The organism is Bifidobacterium sp. RTP21102st3_E2_RTP21102_210122 (assembly GCF_040916945.1).
GTDB lineage: Bacteria > Actinomycetota > Actinomycetes > Actinomycetales > Bifidobacteriaceae > Bifidobacterium > Bifidobacterium longum.
This window is the reverse complement of the sequence record NZ_JBCPAN010000002.1, coordinates 259,656-279,783: the sequence shown is the minus strand read 5'-3', so window position 1 is coordinate 279,783 and position 20,128 is coordinate 259,656. Positions and strand designations below refer to the sequence as shown.

Annotated in this window: 17 protein-coding genes; 14 read left to right on the top strand and 3 right to left on the bottom strand. The window is 59.9% G+C overall.

All coding sequences use genetic code 11. The features are described 5' to 3' along the window. The first annotated feature begins 123 nt into the window (after positions 1 to 123). The 3 genes from AB5287_RS03150 to AB5287_RS03140 are packed head-to-tail and all read left to right on the top strand — an operon-like array spanning position 124 to position 3,421. Complete coding sequence (locus tag AB5287_RS03150) at positions 124 to 1,422, top strand: alpha/beta hydrolase (protein ID WP_007051211.1); 1,299 nt, start codon at positions 124 to 126, stop codon at positions 1,420 to 1,422. After that, the gene (locus tag AB5287_RS03145; RefSeq protein ID WP_007051212.1) at positions 1,395 to 2,765 is read left to right on the top strand and encodes a hypothetical protein; all 1,371 of its coding nucleotides are present in this window, start codon (positions 1,395 to 1,397) and stop codon (positions 2,763 to 2,765) included. Before AB5287_RS03150 ends, AB5287_RS03145 begins: the two co-directional genes overlap by 28 nt. Then, on the top strand, positions 2,762 to 3,421 hold the full coding sequence (locus AB5287_RS03140) for a DUF6320 domain-containing protein (RefSeq protein WP_007056333.1): 660 nt from the start codon (positions 2,762 to 2,764) through the stop codon (positions 3,419 to 3,421). Before AB5287_RS03145 ends, AB5287_RS03140 begins: the two co-directional genes overlap by 4 nt. A 13-nt stretch (positions 3,422 to 3,434) precedes the next feature. Here AB5287_RS03140 and AB5287_RS03135 read toward each other — a convergent pair whose 3' ends face one another. Further along, on the bottom strand, positions 3,435 to 4,958 hold the full coding sequence (locus tag AB5287_RS03135; protein WP_368220623.1) for a Na+/H+ antiporter NhaC family protein: 1,524 nt from the start codon (positions 4,956 to 4,958) through the stop codon (positions 3,435 to 3,437). 218 nt (positions 4,959 to 5,176) lie between these two features. Here AB5287_RS03135 and AB5287_RS03130 point away from each other — a divergent pair, with 218 nt between their 5' ends. Together AB5287_RS03130 and AB5287_RS03125 are read left to right on the top strand one after the other, a co-directional pair. After that, positions 5,177 to 6,142, top strand: coding sequence for a LysR family transcriptional regulator (locus AB5287_RS03130; RefSeq protein WP_007051218.1), 966 nt, complete (start codon positions 5,177 to 5,179; stop codon positions 6,140 to 6,142). 107 nt (positions 6,143 to 6,249) lie between these two features. Then, positions 6,250 to 7,227 (top strand): aldo/keto reductase family protein, encoded by a 978-nt coding sequence (locus AB5287_RS03125; protein ID WP_007051219.1) that lies wholly within the window; start codon positions 6,250 to 6,252, stop codon positions 7,225 to 7,227. Between the two features lie 33 nt (positions 7,228 to 7,260). Here AB5287_RS03125 and AB5287_RS03120 read toward each other — a convergent pair whose 3' ends face one another. Continuing rightward, positions 7,261 to 7,479 (bottom strand): hypothetical protein, encoded by a 219-nt coding sequence (locus AB5287_RS03120; protein WP_007051220.1) that lies wholly within the window; start codon positions 7,477 to 7,479, stop codon positions 7,261 to 7,263. Next, the gene (locus tag AB5287_RS03115) at positions 7,476 to 9,065 is read right to left on the bottom strand and encodes a Y-family DNA polymerase (protein WP_012471946.1); all 1,590 of its coding nucleotides are present in this window, start codon (positions 9,063 to 9,065) and stop codon (positions 7,476 to 7,478) included. Before AB5287_RS03115 ends, AB5287_RS03120 begins: the two co-directional genes overlap by 4 nt. A gap of 164 nt (positions 9,066 to 9,229) precedes the next feature. On the opposite strand from AB5287_RS03115, the gene AB5287_RS03110 reads away from it, so the two are divergent. The 9 genes from AB5287_RS03110 (at position 9,230) to purD (ending at position 19,896) form a co-directional block, all read left to right on the top strand. After that, positions 9,230 to 10,732 carry an adenosylhomocysteinase gene (locus AB5287_RS03110; RefSeq protein ID WP_022527416.1) on the top strand — a complete coding sequence of 501 codons (1,503 nt, stop codon included), beginning with the start codon at positions 9,230 to 9,232 and terminating at the stop codon, positions 10,730 to 10,732. A 39-nt stretch (positions 10,733 to 10,771) separates the two neighbouring features. Next, positions 10,772 to 12,145, top strand: a complete 1,374-nt coding sequence (locus AB5287_RS03105) for an amidohydrolase family protein (RefSeq protein WP_065443802.1) — start codon at positions 10,772 to 10,774, stop codon at positions 12,143 to 12,145. A gap of 69 nt (positions 12,146 to 12,214) precedes the next feature. After that, positions 12,215 to 12,685 carry a cupin domain-containing protein gene (locus tag AB5287_RS03100; protein WP_007051224.1) on the top strand — a complete coding sequence of 157 codons (471 nt, stop codon included), beginning with the start codon at positions 12,215 to 12,217 and terminating at the stop codon, positions 12,683 to 12,685. A 201-nt stretch (positions 12,686 to 12,886) separates the two neighbouring features. Further along, positions 12,887 to 13,750: an ABC transporter substrate-binding protein gene (locus tag AB5287_RS03095; RefSeq protein ID WP_022527414.1), complete on the top strand. Its 864-nt coding sequence runs from the start codon at positions 12,887 to 12,889 to the stop codon at positions 13,748 to 13,750. A 109-nt stretch (positions 13,751 to 13,859) separates the two neighbouring features. Then, on the top strand, positions 13,860 to 14,747 hold the full coding sequence (locus tag AB5287_RS03090) for an amino acid ABC transporter permease (RefSeq protein ID WP_007053659.1): 888 nt from the start codon (positions 13,860 to 13,862) through the stop codon (positions 14,745 to 14,747). Continuing rightward, on the top strand, positions 14,744 to 15,529 hold the full coding sequence (locus tag AB5287_RS03085) for an amino acid ABC transporter ATP-binding protein (RefSeq protein WP_077389372.1): 786 nt from the start codon (positions 14,744 to 14,746) through the stop codon (positions 15,527 to 15,529). The genes AB5287_RS03090 and AB5287_RS03085 overlap by 4 nt, the downstream gene beginning before the upstream one ends. A gap of 403 nt (positions 15,530 to 15,932) precedes the next feature. Then, complete coding sequence (gene purF / locus AB5287_RS03080) at positions 15,933 to 17,444, top strand: amidophosphoribosyltransferase (RefSeq protein ID WP_007051228.1); 1,512 nt, start codon at positions 15,933 to 15,935, stop codon at positions 17,442 to 17,444. 119 nt (positions 17,445 to 17,563) lie between these two features. Then, positions 17,564 to 18,601, top strand: a complete 1,038-nt coding sequence (purM, locus tag AB5287_RS03075) for a phosphoribosylformylglycinamidine cyclo-ligase (protein WP_007051229.1) — start codon at positions 17,564 to 17,566, stop codon at positions 18,599 to 18,601. Positions 18,602 to 18,627: 26 nt separating this feature from the next. After that, positions 18,628 to 19,896 carry a phosphoribosylamine--glycine ligase gene (gene purD / locus AB5287_RS03070; protein ID WP_007051230.1) on the top strand — a complete coding sequence of 423 codons (1,269 nt, stop codon included), beginning with the start codon at positions 18,628 to 18,630 and terminating at the stop codon, positions 19,894 to 19,896. Positions 19,897 to 20,128: the final 232 nt, after the last annotated feature.

Below are 20,128 nucleotides of genomic sequence, written 5' to 3'. Positions count from 1 at the left end.
CGCGTCTGATACGGCACACAGGGAAGGAACTCTCGGGTTCCTTCCCTTTTTTGTTCATGCCGGTCATGGGCTAAGGTTGGGGTGTTCGCACTACCGAATCCGCCGCTGAAAGGACCTGTCGTCATGCCGATCAACGAGGCATTGTTCGCCGCGATGAAGGCCGCCAGCTACATCAAGCCCAACGCGGGCAAGTCGTACAAATTGCAGCGCGTGGCGGAAGAGCTTATCGCCAAGCAGGCACCCGACAATCCGAAATGCCGTGTCGAGGACGCCTTCGCGCCTATGGCGGATGGATATGCCGTACCATTGCGAGTGTTCACGCCGCTGGTCGCCTATGGAGCGCCCCTGCCCGAAGCCCTGGAGGAATCTTCCGCCAATGGCACGCCCGTGGCCTCGGCAATATCCGCGATTCTGCCCGCCGTATTACCCAAAGTCCTACCCAAAATACTCATCAAGGAAAGCACGTCGAGCGGCAACGCCGACGGTATTTCCGGCAATGCCAACACGGAACTTCCCTCAGTCACGCCGCGTGGCACGATCCTGTTTTTCCACGGTGGCGGTTGGACCACAGGCGGCATCAACCTGTACACGCAGGCTTGCGCGCATATGGCCGTACGTCTGCAACGCCGTGTGATCTCAGTCGAGTACCGGCTGGCTCCTGAATACCGCTTCCCTACTGCTGTTGAGGATTGCTATGAGGTAGCCCGGCAGCTGTTTGCTGGGGAATTGCCGATTTCTGGGGTGGGTGGTTCTGTTGATGTTGATCACCCCCAGTCGGCTGCGCCGACAGCCCCCGCCGGCGGGGGCGATATATCTGCGACAATCCCAGCACCGGATCCCGACAGCATCGTGCTGTTTGGCGACAGCGCGGGCGGCAATCTTGCGGCCGCCGTCTCGCTCATGGCCCGCGACCGCGGCGAGTTCATGCCGCGCACGCAGATGCTGCTTTACCCGGTAGTCGGCAACGATTACAATCCCGAGACCAGCCCGTTCGAATCGGTGCGGACCAACGGCACCGACTACATCCTCACCGCACAGGACATGGCCGACTACATCGACATGTACCGTTCGTCCGTGGCCGATCTGACCAATCCGTATTTCGCGCCGCTCACCGCGCACGACCTGAGCAATCAGCCGCGCACGCTGGTGTTGTCCGCCGAATACTGCCCGCTCAGAGACGAGGACGAAGCGTACGCCCGTCGCCTGCAATTGGTGAACGACAACGTCTCCTGTTACCGAATTCACGATGGCATCCACGGCTACCTGCTCAATACGTCGGCCGTGGGACTGGTGGCCACCACCTACCGAATCATCGAGCATTTCCTCGACGGCACACCGCTGGAACCAGCTCCCGGCACCGGCACCACCGCCAACGCACCGGAGGGAGGCGACGCGTGGCAAGACGTACTTGGTACCGACTAGACAACATCGGCAAGTTCTACTCCTCCCAGGCTGGCCGCTCCTCGCAGACCGTGTTCCGCTATTCGGCCGAGCTGGCGGACGGCATCGATCCGGACATCCTGCAGCACGCGCTCGACCATGCCATCGCCCAGTTCCCGAGCTTCAACGTGCACCTGCTCAACGGCATGTTCTGGCATTACCTCGAACAGTCAGACGGCCGGCCGCTGGTGGAGCCGGAACATCTGCCGATATGCTCGCGACTGCATTACGGGCCCAAAAGCATGCTGTTCCGCGTAAGCTATTTCCGCAATCGTGTCAATCTCGAGGTCTCGCACATCATTTCGGACGGTCGCGGCGCCATCAACCTGTTCAAGTCGCTGCTGCACGCCTACATCGCCGAGCGATACGACGTGCCGGGCGTGCCTTCGGATTACGACGGTTCGGATAGCGACAAAGCCGAAAACAGCTTCGACAAATACTACGAGAAAGACAAGGCCGGCGCTGCGCCAGGCACGAAGATCTACCGGCTGGCCGGCCCCATCGACCGGGCCGCGCCTACGTTCATGGAATACCACGTCAGCGCCAGCAAGGTGCTTGGTGCAGCGCATCAGTGCGGAGTGAGTCTCACCTCCTACCTCATCGCCGCGATACTGTGCGCGATTCGCGACGTCATGCCCTCGCGCGCCCGCAATCGCGCGATTCGCGTGGATATTCCGGTCGACTTGCGCGCCTTCTTCAGGTCGGAGACCGTGCGCAACTTCTACGGCATGACTTACGTGGCGTACACGCCGGCCGAAATCGAAGCCGATGAGGACTCCGCGAAAACTTCCGCAACAAGCCCAGACGCAGCCGGCGACGGCCAGCAGTCCGCCGCCCGCACCGCGCACGGCAACGGTATGGGTGGATTGCTGACCGATGAGCCGTTGGCCGACATCGCCCGCCATGTGCAGGAGCAGCTCGGCCATGCCACCAGTCGCGAGCGCGTCGAATCGCATATGAACCGTATGATTGCGCTGGAAAAGAATCCGGTGCTGCGTCTTGCGCCCTCCCCTGCCAAGGACTGGGTGCTGGAGCTGGCCCGGTTCATCGCCGACCGCGAGACCACGACCACCGTCTCGAACCTTGGCCGAGTCACCTTGGACGAACGACTCGCGCGCCATGTACGTTCGGTGAGCTTCCTCACCACACCGGCCAGCCTGAATTTCACGGTCTGCTCGTTCGGCGACGACCTGAGCATCGGCATCTCCACCATCTACCATGATCTGAACGTCATCAAGAACCTGTGTCGGATTCTCGCCGCGCAGGGCATCAGCGGCCGTATGAACATCGCTGGCGTGCATGTGGAGAAAGGAGCGTCGGCATGAAGCATTGCGATGCCTGCACCGTCGATTTCACCGGCGATATGGCCCGTTGCCCGCTCTGCCAGAACGAATTGCGCGGCGAGGCCTCCCCCGCCGCATTCCCCGCGCAGCAGATCTATCTGCGTCCGAGGCGTTTGGCGGTGGAAATCATCACGTTTGTAACCGGCGCGATTTTGCTGCTGCATGGCTTCTTCAGCTATCTGTTTTCGTGGCCGATACCGATTGCCAGTGCATCGGCGGCCGCGCTGATCATCAGCGTGCTGTTCATCAATAGTGCGATTCTGCACGTGCCGCGGCCGCTTCGCCTCATGTTTCGATATTTCTATATCATGCTGGCGATTGCGCTGGTCTGGTTTGTGGCGACGATGAATCATGTCGTCACCATGTTCGTCATACCGATCACGTGTCTGGTTTCGCTGGTCTTTGACGTGGTGCTGCTTATCGTGCTGCGGGCCAAGGCCATTGACGAGTACGCCAAGTATCTGGCGTTCGACATCGTCGCTGGTCTGATGCCTCTGACGTTCATTCCGCTCGGCTGGGCTCCGTGGGATGTACTGGTGATGGTCAGCGGGCTGGTCTCCCTGCTGGTGCTGCTCGGCCTGCTCGTCTTCGCCCGCCGTCAGCTCTTCTCGGAATTCGGCAAACAGTTCTCGGCCTGATTGCCTCGTGCGCTCAATCGCCCGACTTAGGATGGAAACCATGAGCGAACATGTGGAGCATGGGTTTGGGCCGGTGTGGGATGGCGAGTCCCGGGTTTTGATTTTGGGATCGATGCCGAGTCCGAAATCCCGAGCGGCGGCGTACAGCCGAGGCGAGCATCCGCGAGAGCGGCAGCAGGTAGAGGAAGGTCGCGGCGGCCAGGCTGAGTGTGGGCGCGTTGATGGTGGCAAGCGGCACGGCACCGGCGATCGACCAAGGAATCAGCGGAGCGATCACCACGGCACTGTCTTCCAAATCGATAGCTTGTGCGGAGCGTTCGGATTCGTCGTCGCCGTACAGCCCACCGCACAACTGGTGAGTGAGCATGATGGTGAGGGTTTGGTTGCAGGCGAGCGCCGCCGCGCAAGTCGCGGTAATCATGGTGGCACCACATGCGCCGATGCGATGACCGAGCATCTCGATGACCTGCTGCAGCCGAGCAAGCATCCGCGTCTCGGCAAAAATGCCGGCGTAGGCGGAGGAGATACAGACAGTGGCCATCACAGTGAGCATGGAGAGGATGCCGCCGCCGTCCAGGAGTGCGGCCACCTGCGGATTTTGCGCATGGTAACCGAAAATAAGCAGCCGCAACAGTTCTGCCCATTCCATGTGCTGCACGCCCACGCATACCGCGACCGAGGCGGCAATGCTGGCGAGCATAAGCAGCCGAACATCCACACGCAGCAACGCCAACACGATGACCAGTAATGCTGGAACTAGGGTAAGCCAATGCAAATCGAAGGCCGATGAGAACAATCCGCCGATATCGGTTATGCTGCTTGCGTTGGTTGAAACAGCCGCTCTAGCCGAGCCAGCCGAGCCAGCCGTAGCAGCCGCACTAGCCGCACTAGCCGCACCAAATCCGGAACCACCGCTCGCGCACAGCCACTCCACCACCGCAGCCGCAACGTATACCACACAACTCAGCACAAACGGCACCGCACCCGTGCGCAGCATGCGGGCAATAGTATTGAACAGGTTCGTATGCGTAAGCTGTTTGACCAGCAAGGCACTGGTGGAAACCGGCGAACAACGATCGCCCACATAGACGCCCGCAAGAATCGCGCCACCGAGCATCACCGGGTTCGCCTGCATCGACAATCCCAACGACATGCAGATGGTGCCCATAGTCGCCGCACTGGCGAACGACGACCCGACCAGCACCGACATCGCCGAGCACAGTAGAAACGACAGCGGAATCACCGTGGCGGCGTGAATCACCGCGGTCGAATGGGCCACGATGAAGGCGATGGTCCCGCTGGCCCGCCACAGCGAGGTCAGTACGCCGATGAGCACGAAGGCCACCACCACGGTCCCCGCGGACCGTACGCTGCCGGCCGCACGGCTCGCCATCGCGCGCAACGAGCACCGGCGAACCAGCCCATACCCCATGAACAGCAGCACACCAACGAACAGCGCGGGAATAATCGACCAGCCGAGGGCGACGCTGGCAAACAGCACCGCACAGAACAGCAACATCGTGCCCGCTTCCAGCATGCGATCCTCTCCTCTTCCGGCTACAGCCTCATCTCAGATTCCATCTCATGACCCGCAGTCGCAAACATCAACGCTATTCGCACGAGCCATGACCTAAGATAACAGGAGAAATACAGACTAAACTGATATCTATTACAGGTTTAATACTGTGGCATTGATTCGCGCCACGACACGTCATACACACACCACGCAAACGCCATACACACGGGAGTATCGCCATGAACTTTCTCAGCATCGAATACTTCGCCGCCGTGGCCTCGGAACATAGCTTCAGCAAGGCGGCGAAACGGTTGGGGATCACGCAGCAGACGCTGAGTGCGAACATCGCCGCCCTAGAGCGGGAGCTCGGATGCACGCTTTTCGTACGCCATGTGCCGCTCGAATTGACCTATGCCGGCACGGTGTTCGCGCGATATGCGCAGCGATTCCGCCGCGATCGCGATGCACTTGGCCAAGAAATGCGCGACATCGCCGGCGATCAGGCCGGCGTGCTGCGCGTGGGTGTTGCCTACACGCGTAGCCGGGCGATCATGCCGCCGATTGTGAAGGCGATGCAACGTGACTGCCCGAATATCATCGTTGAACTCATTGAGGGCCGCAACGATCAGATTCAACAATGGCTGGCGAACGGCGATCTTGATCTGGCGGTGGCGGACTTCGCCGGGAAACCGGCCGGCATCGAACTTATGGATTTCTATAACGAGCGCATGGTGCTGGTCCTCGCACAATCACTGTGGATGGATTTGGCCGCTACCGGTGGCGCGGCGAATGGCCAAGTCGATGCCGTCAGAACCGCGCCGGACGAGCGCGCCATTGCCGCAGGTGACCTTTCCTCACTGGAGCATTGCCCGTTTCTCCTAGGCAGCCCACAAGATATTGACGGACGCATTGCCGATCTGCTGTTCCGCCGTGCCGGTTTTGAGCCGAAAGTCACAGCCCGTTCGGATAACGTACTGACTCTGCTGGAACTGTGCCATTACGGCATGGGTGCCTGCCTATGCCCGGAGCGGTTCCTGCCAGCGCTGCTTGACGGCGAACGGTTGCGTACTTTGCGCGTGCTGGATTGCGGCCCGGATACCGCATATGCCATTCAGTTCGGCGTTCCGGCCACATCGTATCGGTGGAGCGTCATTGATGATTTCATTCGTTGCGCCCGCGAAGTCACCACCGGCGTGTCGCAATAGCCGCCAACTTGCGTTCAAGTGGGGTTGAACTGTTTCAATAAGAATTGTTAGCGTTCACGGCCGGCCATGAAGAGACGACGGTGACGATTGATTATCAAGGAGCACACATGAAGTATCGCAGCGTTGGCAAGTCGGGACTGAAGATCAGCGAGGTCGCACTGGGCAGCTGGGTCACGGATCTCAAGGGCACGGCGGCTGAGGACGTGGCCAAGGAGACCGTGAAGCTCGCCTACGATTCCGGCGTCAACTTCTTCGACTGCGCGGACGCCTATTCTGGCGGCGCGGCCGAACGCTTCCTCGGCAAGACGCTGAAGCAGTACCCGCGTAAGGAACTGGTCATTTCCAGCAAGGTCTACTTCCCCACCGGCGAAGGCGTGAACGACCGCGGCCTGTCCCGCAAGCACATTTTCGAGAGCATCGACCAGACGCTGAAGAACATGCAGACCGATTATCTGGACATGTACTTCTGCCACCGTTTTGACGAGACCACCGACCTTACCGAGACCTTGCGCGCGATGAGCGACCTGGTCGCCCAAGGCAAGGTGCTGTACTATGGCGTTTCCGAGGAGTGGGGTTCGGCTCGCCTTGAAGAGGCCCAGCGCATCATCGACCGCTACAACCTGTACCCGATTACCGTGGTTCAGCCGCAGTATAACCTAAACGACCGTTACATCGAGCATGAGATCATGGGCACCTGCCGCAAGCTCGGCATCGGCATCACCACGTTCTCCCCGCTCGCGCAGGGTCTGCTGACCGGCAAGTACCGCAAGGGCCAGCCGCTGCCGGCCGGCTCGCGCGCCACCTGGCAGTCCGACCACCAGATCAACGATCTGCTGACCGATGAGAACCTCGACAAGGTCGAGCAGCTGCGCAAGGTGGCCGACGAGCTCGGCACGAACCTGCCGGTGCTTTCCATGGCATGGATCCTGCAGCACCCGGAGATCAGCTGTGTGATCGCCGGCGCCTCCAAGCCCAGCCAACTGGAGAACAACATGAAGGCCGCGGGCTTTGTGATTCCGGCTGACGCGATGGCCGAAATCGACAAGATCACCGGCTTCCACCGCTTCGAACGTCACGTAGGCTGACGAATCTGAGACTTCCTCCAACGAGAGCGATTGTCAAGCGCCGAAATCGGTATCGCCTTGGGCTTCGGCCTGAGCGATGGCGGTTTCGGCGTTTTTTGCTGTTTGCTCGATGACTTGGTTGTAGCCGGTCAGGGCCGCGAACGGCATGAACTGCGCGGCCCGCTGGTGGCGGGACATGTGCGGATGCTTGCGCGACTGATGGTGTGGCAGGTTGATGATGTCGTCGTACGCACGGGTCTCTTGCAGGGTCATGCGCGATGGCCTCCGATCTGACGGTTGCGGTCCTGACCGGTGGCACCGTCTTCCATGTCCATGGCTTTGATGACGGCGTTGCGGCCGAATTTACGTTTCACATCCAGCAGCGCACGCTGGATATCATGCTCTCCATCTTTTTCGCTGGTGGAATCGGATCCATACGATTGGGCCTCGTCATCACCGAACAAGTCGAGCTGTTCATAGCGTTTGCCGGCGGCCAGCTCCTCCGGAGTGGCCACATCATCGGCGATGACGGTCAACCGCCTCACAAGCAAGCGTGAATCCACAATGCGCTCGTACAACATCGTCATGGCCTCACGAATACGTGCCGACGACGAGGTGAAATCACCCAAACCAATCGACCCGACCGCGCTCTTGGGCACCTTGCGCCCAAATCGGTCGATGGTCACCGGCCCTTGATAGCTTTTCGCTGCCCGCTCAGCGGCACGTTTCATCGCATAATCAGCGCACGAATCGAGCTTTGACGAATCAAGACTGCCGATGTCATAGCCGACGGCGAGCGTCAGTCGGTTCGTCAGCACGCTTTTATCGACCAGATCGAGGGCCAGCGCATCGGCCATCTCCTTGGTGATCAGCCGGGCCGTGGCATAGTCGGCGGGGCCGGTGAGCACCTGCCCACTGCTAATGCTGTGCGCACCTGGCTCATAGGATCGGATATCCGCGATTTCGCACGGCTCCCAGCCCCACGCATGGTCGATGAGCAGTTCGGCATTGACACCGAACATGCGATACAGCAGGTCTTCGTTGTAGTAATCCGAAGCACGACCCACCGAGCATCGGGCGATATCGCCCATGGTCATCAGTCCGGCATGCTCGAGCTTCTTGGCATAGCCGCGCCCAACCCGCCAAAAATCGGTGAGCGGACGATGATCCCAAAGCAGCCGACGATATGACATTTCATTCAGTTCGGCCACGCGCACGCCGTCCTTGTCGGCGGGCATGTGCTTGGCGACGATATCCATGGCGACTTTGGCCAGATACATGTTGGAGCCGATGCCGGCAGTGGCGGTGATGCCGGTTTTGGTGAGGATTTCGCGCACGATGGTTCGCGCCATCGCATGCGGCCCCATACCCAGCGAGCGCAGATATGGCGTGGCGTCGATGAACACCTCGTCAATCGAGTAGACATGGATGTGCTCGGGTGCGGCGTATTTGAGGTAGATGCCATATATTTGCCCGCTGATTTCCAGATAGTGCGCCATGCGAGGTTTGGCGATGACCATCGAGGCTTTGAGTCCCGGCGAGCGTTCCAGGTCGCATGCATCGCAGGACTCCCCGATTAATCGGCCGCCGGGAGCATGGACCGCGCGCTCGATGTTGACTCCATTCAGGCGCTGTTTTACCTCGAATAGCCGCGCACGACCGGGAATGCCATAGTTCTTCAGCGAGGGTGAGACCGCCAAACATATTGTCTTATCGGTGCGGGTTTCATCGGCCACCACCAGATGCGTGGTCAACGGGTCGAGTCCGCGCGCCACGCACTCCACCGAGGCATAGAAGGACTTGAGATCAATGGCAATATAGGTATGCTCGCGTTGCGTCGATACCGTTCCGCTGCCCATCGCCATCACCTCCTTACCACCGCTGGCCCGACCAGCATATCAACACAGTCGAACATTTGTTCGATGCAACATGCCTGTTCGAAACTGCCGAAGTCGACGCACGCAACGCGCCCAAACACGCTCTTCACCCACGCCACACGCGCAGCGGCAGAGCAGCGGCATGCATGCGTACCATGGGGAATATGAAGAAAAGCATTACAGCAGACAGCGATTTTGCAGCGTGGGCGGCAGCCCGATCCCAGAAAACGAATCGATCACTGGCAGGAGCCCGACTCGCGATTCCGGAGCCGCAGAAGCATGCCGAAATCAAGTCTCAGGCCCAGCAATGGGGCATGACCGTCGAAGATGCCACGATGACCGACGGGCACAGCGAGGAATTCCTATGCGACGGCACACAAAGCATCGATTCCATCACCGATATGCGCAAGGCAAGCGGACTGGAGGCAATGGAGTACGCGGAACAGCACATGCCGGTATTACGCGACACCATGGATAGCCTCACCACTCGCGTCGATTTCTCAGGCATTCGTATTGCCGTCTGTCTGATACTGGAGCCAAAGACCGCGATTCTGCTGCGCAAGCTTAAGGCCGCCGGCGCAATCGTCGGCGTATATTGCGGCCCGGATTCCACGGATCCCCGAGTGGCGGAACAGCTGCGCCGGGAAGGAATCACGGTCGAATCCAGCCGAGACTGGACCGCGGAACAGGCGCACGAGGCGGCCCTGCACCTGCTGGACGAAATACAGCCGGACATCATCATCGACGATGGCGCCAGCTTCGCCCGCCTCGCCTCGCTCGAACGCCCCGAACTCACGGCGAATCTCATTGGAGTGGCCGAGGAAACGACCAGTGGCGTACGCGCGTTCCAGCAGATGCAGGAAGCGGGAGCCCTCACCTACCCGGTCGTAGCCGTTAACGACAGTGTGCTGAAAACCGGATTCGACAACGCCCACGGCACTGGGGAGACATGCGTGACCACCATGCAGCGCATTCTCGGCGAGCATGCATTCGACGGTAAGAACGTCACCGTCATCGGCTACGGCCCGGTCGGCCAAGGCTTCGCACGGCGCATTCGCGCGCTTGGCGCCGAAGTCACCATCTGCGATATCGATCCAGTGGCTTCACTCAAAGCGGTGTTCGACGGCTTCGCCGCACAAGACATTGACGAGGCACTCCCTTGCGCGGATATGGTGGTGTCCGCCACTGGCGTGAGACATACGGTCACACTTGAGCACATGCGCGCAATGCACGAGGGCGCGGCGCTCGCAGTGATCGGCGGCATCGCCAACGAAATCGCCTTGGACGAGGTAAGCGACTTCACCCCACAGGTCAACAGGGACACCGTGCAACTCAATGTTCCCGACGGACCAACGCTCACGCTAATCGCCGACGGCGATGGCGTGAACTACACGGTGGGAGGCGGCAATCCAATCGAGATCATGGATCTGAGCTTCGCCGTACAGGCCAGCGCCGTCGCATATCTTCTGGAACATCGAGGCACACTGGATCACACGCTTATCAGACTTGACGCAGCGACCGACCAGCGCATCGCCGCCAGCGCGCTCAAGGCGCGCGGATACCGAGCCAGCCATGCCGTGGAGGACAACGGCTACAATTGGCGACTGACCAGATTCGCGGAAAACGACCGAGAGAACGCCGACCGATAGCCATAGACACGGCACCGAACACAACGCAGCGAGGAGAATATGACCGACAACACCTGGCCGACCGTCGATACCGAGCTTATCGATGATGTGACACTGTATTCCGCCAAACTCATCATCCCCGTGACGGGCCCCGTCATCATCGATGGCGCAGTTGCCATACATGGCGACCGCGTGGTTCATGTAGGTAAACGCCGCTGGGTGCTGAAGGCGCTGAAGCAGGAAATGACGGCTCACGGCACCATCCATGAACGGCATTGGGATGGGGTGCTCACCCCCGGATTGATCAACGCGCACACTCATCTGCAGTACAGCGGCATGGTGCAGGTCGGGCAAGGCACCTACGATCGGTTCCGCGCCTGGGAACTGGCATTCAACGAGGTGTACGCCGAGGCGCAGAAGACCCAGCCATGGAAGCAGTGGGCCGAGGACGGCGCTCGCCAGATGGTCGAATCGGGAACGACGGCCGCCGCAGACATCGTCACCGATTTGGACGCCGCCGGCGCGCTGGCTTCGCAGGGCATGCACGGCATCGCTTATTGGGAGGTAATGGGCTGGCACAACGCCGAATGGATGGAAAAGGGCCGCACTGAGCTCATCCGGCAGTTGCGCCGGATGAACGAGGAGCAGCTGCCAAACCTCGGCATCAGCCCGCATGCTCCGTATACGCTGGAGTCCGAACCGTTCGTTGATCTTCCAGACATTGCTCGTCAGCTGAACATGCGACTGCATATCCATCTGGCGGAGACCCCGCTCGAGGCCGGCACTTATCCGCCGGTGCTCACCACTTATTCGGCGGCCGACTGGAGTGACCACGATTGGGAAAGCTACCGGCAGCTCAAGGAAGTAGGCAAAGGCGCCTCCGCCATCCAGTTCGTCGATCAGCTTGGCTCGCTTGGACCGGATGTGCACATTGCACACGGCGTGTGGGCCAATGGCGAGGATCGGCGTATTCTACGTCAGCGCGGCGTGGGCGTGGCCTTGTGCCCCCGATCGAATCGCATTACCAACACCGGCAAAGATGCACCGGTGCGCGAATACCTCGAGGAAGGCAATCTGGTAAGCGTGGGCACCGATTCGCTCTCCAGCACGCCGACCCTCGATCTGCTTGATGACGTGTCGATGCTTTACGACCTGGCCCGCGAACAAGGCTATGCCAGCGACGATCTGACACATCGCCTGATTCGTATGATGACGCTGGGCGGCGCCGCCTCCATGGGTATGCACGTGGGCCGCAACCGCATTGGACAAATCAACGCGGGCGCATTGGCTGATTTCGCGTTCTTCGACATCCCCGTCGACACATCATCTCCGGCCGGCATCGAAGAAACGCTGGAAACACTGGTGAAGCACGGCGCAGGCACGAACCGAGCCACGGTGATATCCGGGCGCGAAGCCTACAACAACGCCTGGTGACACCGCTGACCTGACCTGATATCAAGAAGCCAAAAACCAGCAAACCCGCCAAGAACAGGAGATCTCATTATGAGCGTCGCTTTGCAAGACATGAGTCCATACGCCCGGTCCATAGTGGAACGCCTTGGACTGGAAACCCACCCCGAAGGCGGCTGGTACACGCGTGACTGGCAATCCCCGCACACGGATGAGGCCTCAAGCCGACCGCTATCGTCACTGATTTACTTCCTGCTGCCCGAGGGAGATGCCAGCGCCTGGCATAAGGTCGATGCGGATGAGGTCTGGCTGTGGCATGGCCCGGCATCGGTCAAACTGGAGCTCGGCGGCAGCGACGAGACTCCGGAATCCGACGAATCCAAGCGAACCGTAATCACCTTGGGTTCCGGCATCACCACCGATCAGGCCGACGTAACCGTATCGGGACATGCGGTCGTACCGGCTGGCGTCTGGCAGCGCACAGTGCCAGGCCAGGGCGATGCGCTGGTCTCCTGTGTGGTCAGTCCGGGATTCGTATTCGACGGCTTCACACTCGAACAGTGAACGCCATTTCGCTCTGCGCCAATATGAGATATCCGTCCGCTTACGCGCCAGATTGCGCGGCTCTAGTCGGCCATAAGCAATGGCGATAGCCAGCATCCGAAAATATCGATGTTTTGTAACCCAATAGCCATACAATTGGCGCGAATGCATCAAGCACGGTTTGAACCGTGTGCATGACGAACACTTGAGGAGAGGAAACCCATGTTCAATAAGCGACACATCGTCCGTACCATTGCGGCCACCGTCAGCATCCTGGCTCTGTCGTTCACCGCAGCCTGCGGTTCCGGCCAGTCCACCGCATCCAATTCCACCGATTCGGACGACATCACCCAGCAGACGTACAAGCCGGGCAAGCTGACCATCGCCACCGGACAGCCGGCCTACGAGCCGTGGGTTATGAACGACAAGCCGGAAAGCGGTGAGGGCTACGAGGCGGCCGTCGCCTACGCAGTGGCCGACAAGCTCGGTTTCAAGAAGAGCGACGTGGTGTGGACCCGCACCGCATTCGACACCGCCATCGCTCCCGGCGCCAAGGACTGGGATTTCAACATCCAGCAGTTCGGCATCACCGACGAGCGCAAGAAGGCCGTTGACTTCTCGTCCAGCTACTACAACGACAGCCAGTCCGTCGTGGTCAAGAAAGACAGCAAGTTCGCCAACGCCACCAAGGTATCCGATCTGAAGGATGCGACCGTGGGCGTCATGGTCGGCACCCTTGCCTACGACTACGCCAAGGCGAACATCAAGGACGACATCCAGACGTTCAATGATGATGCCGCACTGGCTCAGGCACTTGACGCCGGTCAGATCGACGTACTGGTCACCAGCACCGTGGAATGCGTGTACATGGTGCAGTCCGAGCAGGTCAAGGACTCCAAGGTGCTCGGCCGTCTGCCTGACTCCGAAGACAAGAGCGGCATGGGCATCGTGCTGCCGAAGGATTCCAAGCTGACTGCAGCCGTGACCAAGGCAGTGGATGACCTGAACGCCGACGGCACCATCAAGAAGCTTCAGGACAAGTGGCTGGCCGAGTACACCACCGACCTGACCGAACTGAAGAAGTAAGTGAAGTAGGCTTACATCATAAGGTCACAACACCTTGGCCGGGCGCTGCGGGAATTTTCCTGTGGCACCCGGCCATCCCGGCATTCAGGAAGCGAGCGACATTCATCACATGACCGCAGCACCAACCGAAACCAGGCAGCACAATGCCCCTGACGGACACGAGGTAAGTCAGGTCGAGCTCGAACGACGCCAATATCGTGTTCATCAGCAAATTCAATCGACGATTACCAGTCTGATCAGCACCATTGTGTTCGTGGTGGTCATCGTCATCGGCTTGAAGCTCTCCCCCGGCTGGCCACGAGTCAAGGAGACCTTCTTCTCCGGCGAATACTTCGTCAAATCGTTTCCCCATGTGCTTGACGGCCTATGGCTCAACATCCGCGTTCTGCTCGTCGCAGTGGTCGGCGTGGCGATTCTGAGCACGCTGATCGCGCTGGTGCGCACCAGCCGCTCCCCTATTCTGTTCCCGCTGCGTATCCTGGCATTGATCTACACGACTGTGATGCGCGGCGTGCCTATTATCGTCGTGCTGTATCTAATCGGTTTCGGCATTCCCGGCCTAGGCTTGTTCGGCCGTATCGATCCCTCGGTACTCGGCACCATTGCAGTGGTAATGGGATACAGCGCCTACGTCTCCGAGGTGCTGCGTGCCGGTTTTAACGACGTACATCCTTCTCAGCGAGCCTCGGCCCGCTCGTTGGGCCTGACCTCCGGCCAGACGACCCGACTGATCGTCATTCCTCAGGCATTGCGCAAAGTGGCGCCCGCACTGATGAATGACTTCATCTCCATGCAAAAGGACGTCGGCCTGATTTCCGTGCTGGGTGCGGTGGATGCCGTGCGCGCCGCACAGATCGACGTGGCCAGCACCTACAACTTCACGCCGTATGTGGTCGCCAGCCTGCTGTTCATCCTGATGAGCGTGCCGTTCATCCTGCTGAACGACTGGTACACGGAACGTCTGCGTAAGCGCGAACTCAGCGGAGGAACGGTATGAGCGAAATAACCAATATCACCACCGAGGCGAGTGACTCCCCCGTGAGCAACAAGACGGTGCTGCGTCTTGATGACGTGCGCAAATCCTTTGGAAACACGCAGGTGCTGCGTGGCATTTCCTTTGACATTCACCAACATGAGGTGGTGGCTTTGCTGGGGCCTTCCGGTTCAGGCAAATCCACATTGATGAAATGCGTCAACCTGCTTGAACAGGTCGATGACGGCCAGATTTGGCTGGGCAATACCGATATCACCGACCCGCGTGCCGACCAGGACAAGATTCGCGCACGTATCGGCGTGGTGTTCCAGCAGTTCAACCTCTTCCCCCACATGTCGGTGCTCAGGAACGTGACCCTTGCCGCAATCAAGGTTCACCACTGGAGCAAGGATCGCGCCGAAACCCGCGCTATGGAACTGCTTGAACGCATCGGCATGCGCGATAAAGCCAGTGCCTACCCCGATCAGCTCTCTGGCGGCCAGCAGCAGCGCGTGGCGATTGCGCGCGCACTGATGACCGACCCGGAACTGCTGCTGCTTGACGAGATCACATCCGCTCTTGATCCGATGCTGGTCGGCGAAGTGCTCAACATGGTTGCCGAGTTAAAGGCCCAAGGCACCACAATCCTCATGGCCACGCACGAAATGAGCTTCGCCCACGAAGCGGCCGACCGCATCGTACTGCTCCGTCACGGCGTCATCGCCGAGAACGGCACACCCGCTGAGGTGATGGACGAGTCGCAGGATCCCGAGACCATCGAGTTCTTCAGCCATTTCAGGCACTGAGACGAAGCCGAAAAACAAGCACCGGATTCATACGACGAAAGGCTCCGACGGATAATACCGTCGGAGCCTTTCAAATTGCGTTGACGAAAGTCAACCGATCACGTCACACCGACAATTCGGTATCACGCTTGAGCACAAAGTGGAGCACCAGGTAATGCGGCGGTGAACAGGTAAGAGGTATCCATGCTTCCAACCTACCCGTCGGCATCACCCCACACCACAACCACCCACCACAAACAGCGAAAGGCCAAAATCCTAAGCCACTATTCATACTTGACTGATCTGGTGCTTAAACCGCGTCCGCAAACCCCAACAAGTTCCACCACCCCACAACACGCGATGTAGCCGCCGATTGGTAGGGTTGATAGATAGTTAATCCCCTGTTTGAAAAAGGAGCTTTGGCTTGTCGGCTGAACTCGAAGACATTCACGAGGAATGTGGCATCTTCGGCGTATGGGGCCACCCCGACGCCTCACGACTCACCTATTTTGGCCTGCACGCGCTGCAGCATCGCGGTCAGGAAGGTGCCGGCATCGTCTCCAACGATAACGGTCATCTCATCGGTCATCGCGGACTCGGCCTGCTCACCCAGGTGTTCGGCGATGAGCGCGAAATCGAACGACTGAAGGGCAATTGCGCCATCGGCCACGTGCGTTACGCAACGGCCGGCTCGGGCACCACAGACAACATCCAGCCGTTCATCTTCCGCTTCCATGACGGCGACGTGGCTCTGTGCCATAACGGCAACCTGACGAACTGCCCGTCACTGCGCCGCAAGCTTGAAGACGAAGGCGCCATCTTCCATTCGAACTCCGACACCGAAGTGCTGATGCACTTGATTCGCCGTTCGATGCAGCGCACCTTTATGGACAAGCTCAAGGAAGCGCTCAACACGGTGCATGGCGGTTTCGCCTACCTGCTGATGACCGAAGACGCCATGATCGGCGCACTCGACCCGAACGGCTTCCGCCCGCTCTCCCTCGGCAAGATGAAGAACGGCGCCTACGTGCTCGCCTCCGAAACCTGCGCACTGGATGTCGTCGGCGCCGAGCTGGTGCGCAACATTCGCCCGGGTGAAATCGTGGTGGTCAACGATCACGGCTACAAGATCGTGCAGTACACCAACAACACGCAGCTGGCCATCTGCTCGATGGAGTACATCTACTTCGCCCGCCCGGATTCCGATATCTATGGCGTCAACGTGCACTCCGCCCGCAAGCGCATGGGCGCACGTCTCGCCGCCGAATCCCCGGTGGAGGCCGATATGGTTATCGGCGTGCCGAACTCCTCATTGTCCGCCGCATCCGGCTATGCGGAAGCAGCAGGCCTGCCCAACGAAATGGGTCTAATCAAAAACCAGTATGTGGCCCGCACCTTCATTCAGCCCACGCAAGAACTGCGCGAGCAGGGTGTGCGTATGAAGCTCTCTGCTGTGCGCAGCGTGGTTAAAGGCAAGCGCGTTATCGTCATCGATGATTCCATCGTGCGCGGCACCACGTCCAAGCGCATCGTGCAGCTGCTCAAGGAAGCCGGCGCCGCTGAAGTGCATATGCGCATCAGCTCCCCGCCGCTGAAGTACCCCTGCTTCTATGGCATTGATATCTCCACCACCAAGGAACTCATCGCAGCCAAGATGAGCGTGGAGGAAATCCGTGAATACATCGGCGCGGATTCCTTGGCCTACCTTTCGCTCGACGGTCTGGTCGAATCCATCGGACTGAACGCCGACGCCCCATACGGTGGCCTGTGCGTCGCCTACTTCAACGGCGACTACCCCACTGCGCTCGACGACTACGAGGCCGACTTCCTGAAGTCCCTCACGCCCGAGGACCGTGTGCGTCTGCCTGAATTCGCGCTGTACAAGAGCAAGTACATCGGCAACGAGTACAACACCGTGCAGCCGGATGCCGAATAGCTCACCACCAATCCGCTCAATAACAATTCTTTGAACCAGAGGCGCTTGCCTCCCCTCAGTCGGCTTTGCCGACAGCTCCCCTCCAGAGGGGAGCCAAAATAAGTAGAAAGGCCAACCAAATGCCAAAAGCATATGAGAACGCCGGCGTGAGCGTCGAAGCCGGGTACGAAGTCGTCAAGCGCATCAAGTCGCACGTGGCCCGCACGAACCGCCCCGGCGTGGTCGGCGGCATCGGCGGCTTCGGCGGCCTGTTCGATCTGGCCTCCTTGGGCTACAAGGAGCCGGTTCTCATCTCCGGCACCGACGGCGTGGGCACCAAGCTCATGGTCGCCAAGCTGGCCAATAAGCACGACACCATCGGCATCGACTGCGTGGCCATGTGCGTCAACGACATCGCCGCCCAGGGCGCCGAGCCGTTGTTCTTCCTTGACTACATCGCCTGCGGCAAGAACGACCCGGCACTGCTTGAGCAGGTCGTGGCCGGTGTGGCCGACGGCTGTGTACAGGCCGGTTCCGCGCTGGTCGGCGGCGAAACCGCCGAAATGCCGGGCATGTACGACGAAGACGAATACGATCTCGCCGGATTCTCGGTCGGCGTTGCCGAAAAGTCCGCCATCGTGGACGGTTCCACCATCGCTGAAGGCGACGTGCTCATCGGCCTGCCCTCCACCGGCGTACACTCCAATGGCTTCTCCCTGGTGCGCAAGGCCCTGTTCGAGCAGGCCGGCTACACCGTGGACACCGAACTCGACGAGCTGGGCGGCGAAAAGCTCGGCGACGTGCTGCTCACCCCCACCAAGATCTATGTCAAGGCCCTCTCTCCCCTGTTCAAGGCGGGCGTGGTCAAGGGCGTGGCCCACATCACCGGCGGCGGCTTCATCGAGAACATCCCGCGCATGATTCCGGACGGCTTGGCCGCCGAAATCGAGCTCGGCACCTGGCCCGTGCTCCCGATCTTCGACGTGCTGGAGAAGGCCGGCAACATCGATCATAAGGAGATGTACAACATCTTCAACATGGGCATCGGCATGGTGCTGGCCATCGACCCCGCTCGCAAGGACGAGGCGCTGAAGCTGCTCGCCGACAACAACGAGCCCGCCTACGTGCTCGGCCAGATCGCAGCCGACACCACCGGCACGCAAATCGTACTGAAGTAACTCGCTTTCCGCAGGAAAGGAACAACATGGGTCAGAAAGTATTGGTTATCGGCTCCGGCGCGCGCGAGCACACCATTGCCTACACGCTGCTCAAGGCACCGAGCATCGACGAAGTCACCGTGGCTCCCGGCAACCCGGGCATGCTCAAGGACGGCATCCACACCACGCAGCTGAGCCAGTCGAATCACGCCGCACTTATCGAATTCGTGAAGAACAATGGTTATGACTGGGTGTTCGTAGGCCCGGAAGTCCCGCTGATCGAAGGCATCGTGGACGATTTCGCCGCCGCCGGCATCAAGGCGTTCGGCCCGTCCAAGGCCGCCGCCCAGATTGAAGGCTCCAAGGACTTCGCCAAGCAGCTCATGGACCGACACAACATCCCGACCGCCCAATACAAGACCTTCAGCGATCTCGAGATGGCGCAGGACTACGTACACGAGCACGGTGCCCCGATTGTCATCAAGGCCGACGGTCTGGCGGCAGGCAAGGGCGTGACCGTGGCCATGGACGAGCACACCGCCCAGCGCGCACTCGAAGACATCTTCATCGACCATCGCTTCGGCTCCGCCGGTGCCAAGGTCGTTATCGAGGACTTCCTGGACGGCCAGGAATTCTCCCTGATGAGCTTTGTCAACGGCACCGATTTCTGGCCGATGCCCATCTCCCAGGATCACAAGCGCGCCCACGATGGCGACGAGGGTCCGAACACCGGTGGCATGGGTGCCTACAGCCCGGTGCCGCAGATTCCGCAGTCCGTGGTCGACGAGGCCATCGAGAAAATCGTGCGCCCCACCGTCGAAGGCATGGCCGAGGAAGGTACGCCATTCACCGGTATCCTGTACGCCGGTCTGATCGCCACCGCCGACGGCCCGAAGGTCATCGAATTCAACGCCCGCTTCGGCGACCCGGAAACCGAAGTCGTGCTCCCGAAGCTCACCTCCGACCTCGGTGCCGGCATCTCCGCCATTCTCGACGGCGAAACCCCCGAATTCACCTGGGATGAGTCCAACGCCACCCTCGGCGTGGTCATCGCCTCCAACGGCTACCCGGAGAACGTCATCAAGGGTGCCCGTGTGCCCGAAATCGAAGTCGACGAGGATTCGCACGTCTACTACGCCGGTGTCGCCTCTGACGAGCACGGTAACCTTGTGGCCAACTCTGGCCGCGTGCTGCTCGTCGAAACCTCCGCTCCGGACATCAAGTCCGCCCAGGACAAGGTCTACGCAATCATCGACAAGCTCGAGCTGCGCGGACTGTTTTACCGCCACGACATCGGCTTCAAAGCCCTGAAGTAACAGAAGCGGCGCATCTGCTGCATATTTTTGGCCTGGCAGACATGTCAATCGATTGACGTGGCTACCGGGCCAGATTTTTCTGTCCCGGTAGCCGATTTCGGCTCTTTTTCGCAAACCAGGACAGCTGAACCCCTCGAATATAGGAATATTTGAAATTCCCTTCCATACGAAACCGCACTATTCCGCCATTTTCGTAATACGCGGACGATACTTCCGGCGTCAGTTTTGTCCC

Excerpts from the sequence above, each read along its gene's own strand:
- AB5287_RS03090 (WP_007053659.1), top strand. The coding sequence starts at position 13,860 with ATGACCGCAGCACCAACCGAAACCAGGCAGCACAATGCCCCTGACGGA.
- AB5287_RS03125 (WP_007051219.1), top strand. The coding sequence starts at position 6,250 with ATGAAGTATCGCAGCGTTGGCAAGTCGGGACTGAAGATCAGCGAGGTC.
- AB5287_RS03120 (WP_007051220.1), bottom strand. The coding sequence starts at position 7,479 with ATGACCCTGCAAGAGACCCGTGCGTACGACGACATCATCAACCTGCCA.
- AB5287_RS03115 (WP_012471946.1), bottom strand. The coding sequence starts at position 9,065 with ATGGGCAGCGGAACGGTATCGACGCAACGCGAGCATACCTATATTGCC.
- AB5287_RS03105 (WP_065443802.1), top strand. The coding sequence starts at position 10,772 with ATGACCGACAACACCTGGCCGACCGTCGATACCGAGCTTATCGATGAT.
- AB5287_RS03095 (WP_022527414.1), top strand. The coding sequence starts at position 12,887 with ATGTTCAATAAGCGACACATCGTCCGTACCATTGCGGCCACCGTCAGC.
- AB5287_RS03100 (WP_007051224.1), top strand. The coding sequence starts at position 12,215 with ATGAGCGTCGCTTTGCAAGACATGAGTCCATACGCCCGGTCCATAGTG.
- AB5287_RS03130 (WP_007051218.1), top strand. The coding sequence starts at position 5,177 with ATGAACTTTCTCAGCATCGAATACTTCGCCGCCGTGGCCTCGGAACAT.
- AB5287_RS03085 (WP_077389372.1), top strand. The coding sequence starts at position 14,744 with ATGAGCGAAATAACCAATATCACCACCGAGGCGAGTGACTCCCCCGTG.
- AB5287_RS03150 (WP_007051211.1), top strand. The coding sequence starts at position 124 with ATGCCGATCAACGAGGCATTGTTCGCCGCGATGAAGGCCGCCAGCTAC.
- AB5287_RS03110 (WP_022527416.1), top strand. The coding sequence starts at position 9,230 with ATGCGTACCATGGGGAATATGAAGAAAAGCATTACAGCAGACAGCGAT.
- AB5287_RS03140 (WP_007056333.1), top strand. The coding sequence starts at position 2,762 with ATGAAGCATTGCGATGCCTGCACCGTCGATTTCACCGGCGATATGGCC.
- purM (WP_007051229.1), top strand. The coding sequence starts at position 17,564 with ATGCCAAAAGCATATGAGAACGCCGGCGTGAGCGTCGAAGCCGGGTAC.
- AB5287_RS03135 (WP_368220623.1), bottom strand. The coding sequence starts at position 4,958 with ATGCTGGAAGCGGGCACGATGTTGCTGTTCTGTGCGGTGCTGTTTGCC.
- purD (WP_007051230.1), top strand. The coding sequence starts at position 18,628 with ATGGGTCAGAAAGTATTGGTTATCGGCTCCGGCGCGCGCGAGCACACC.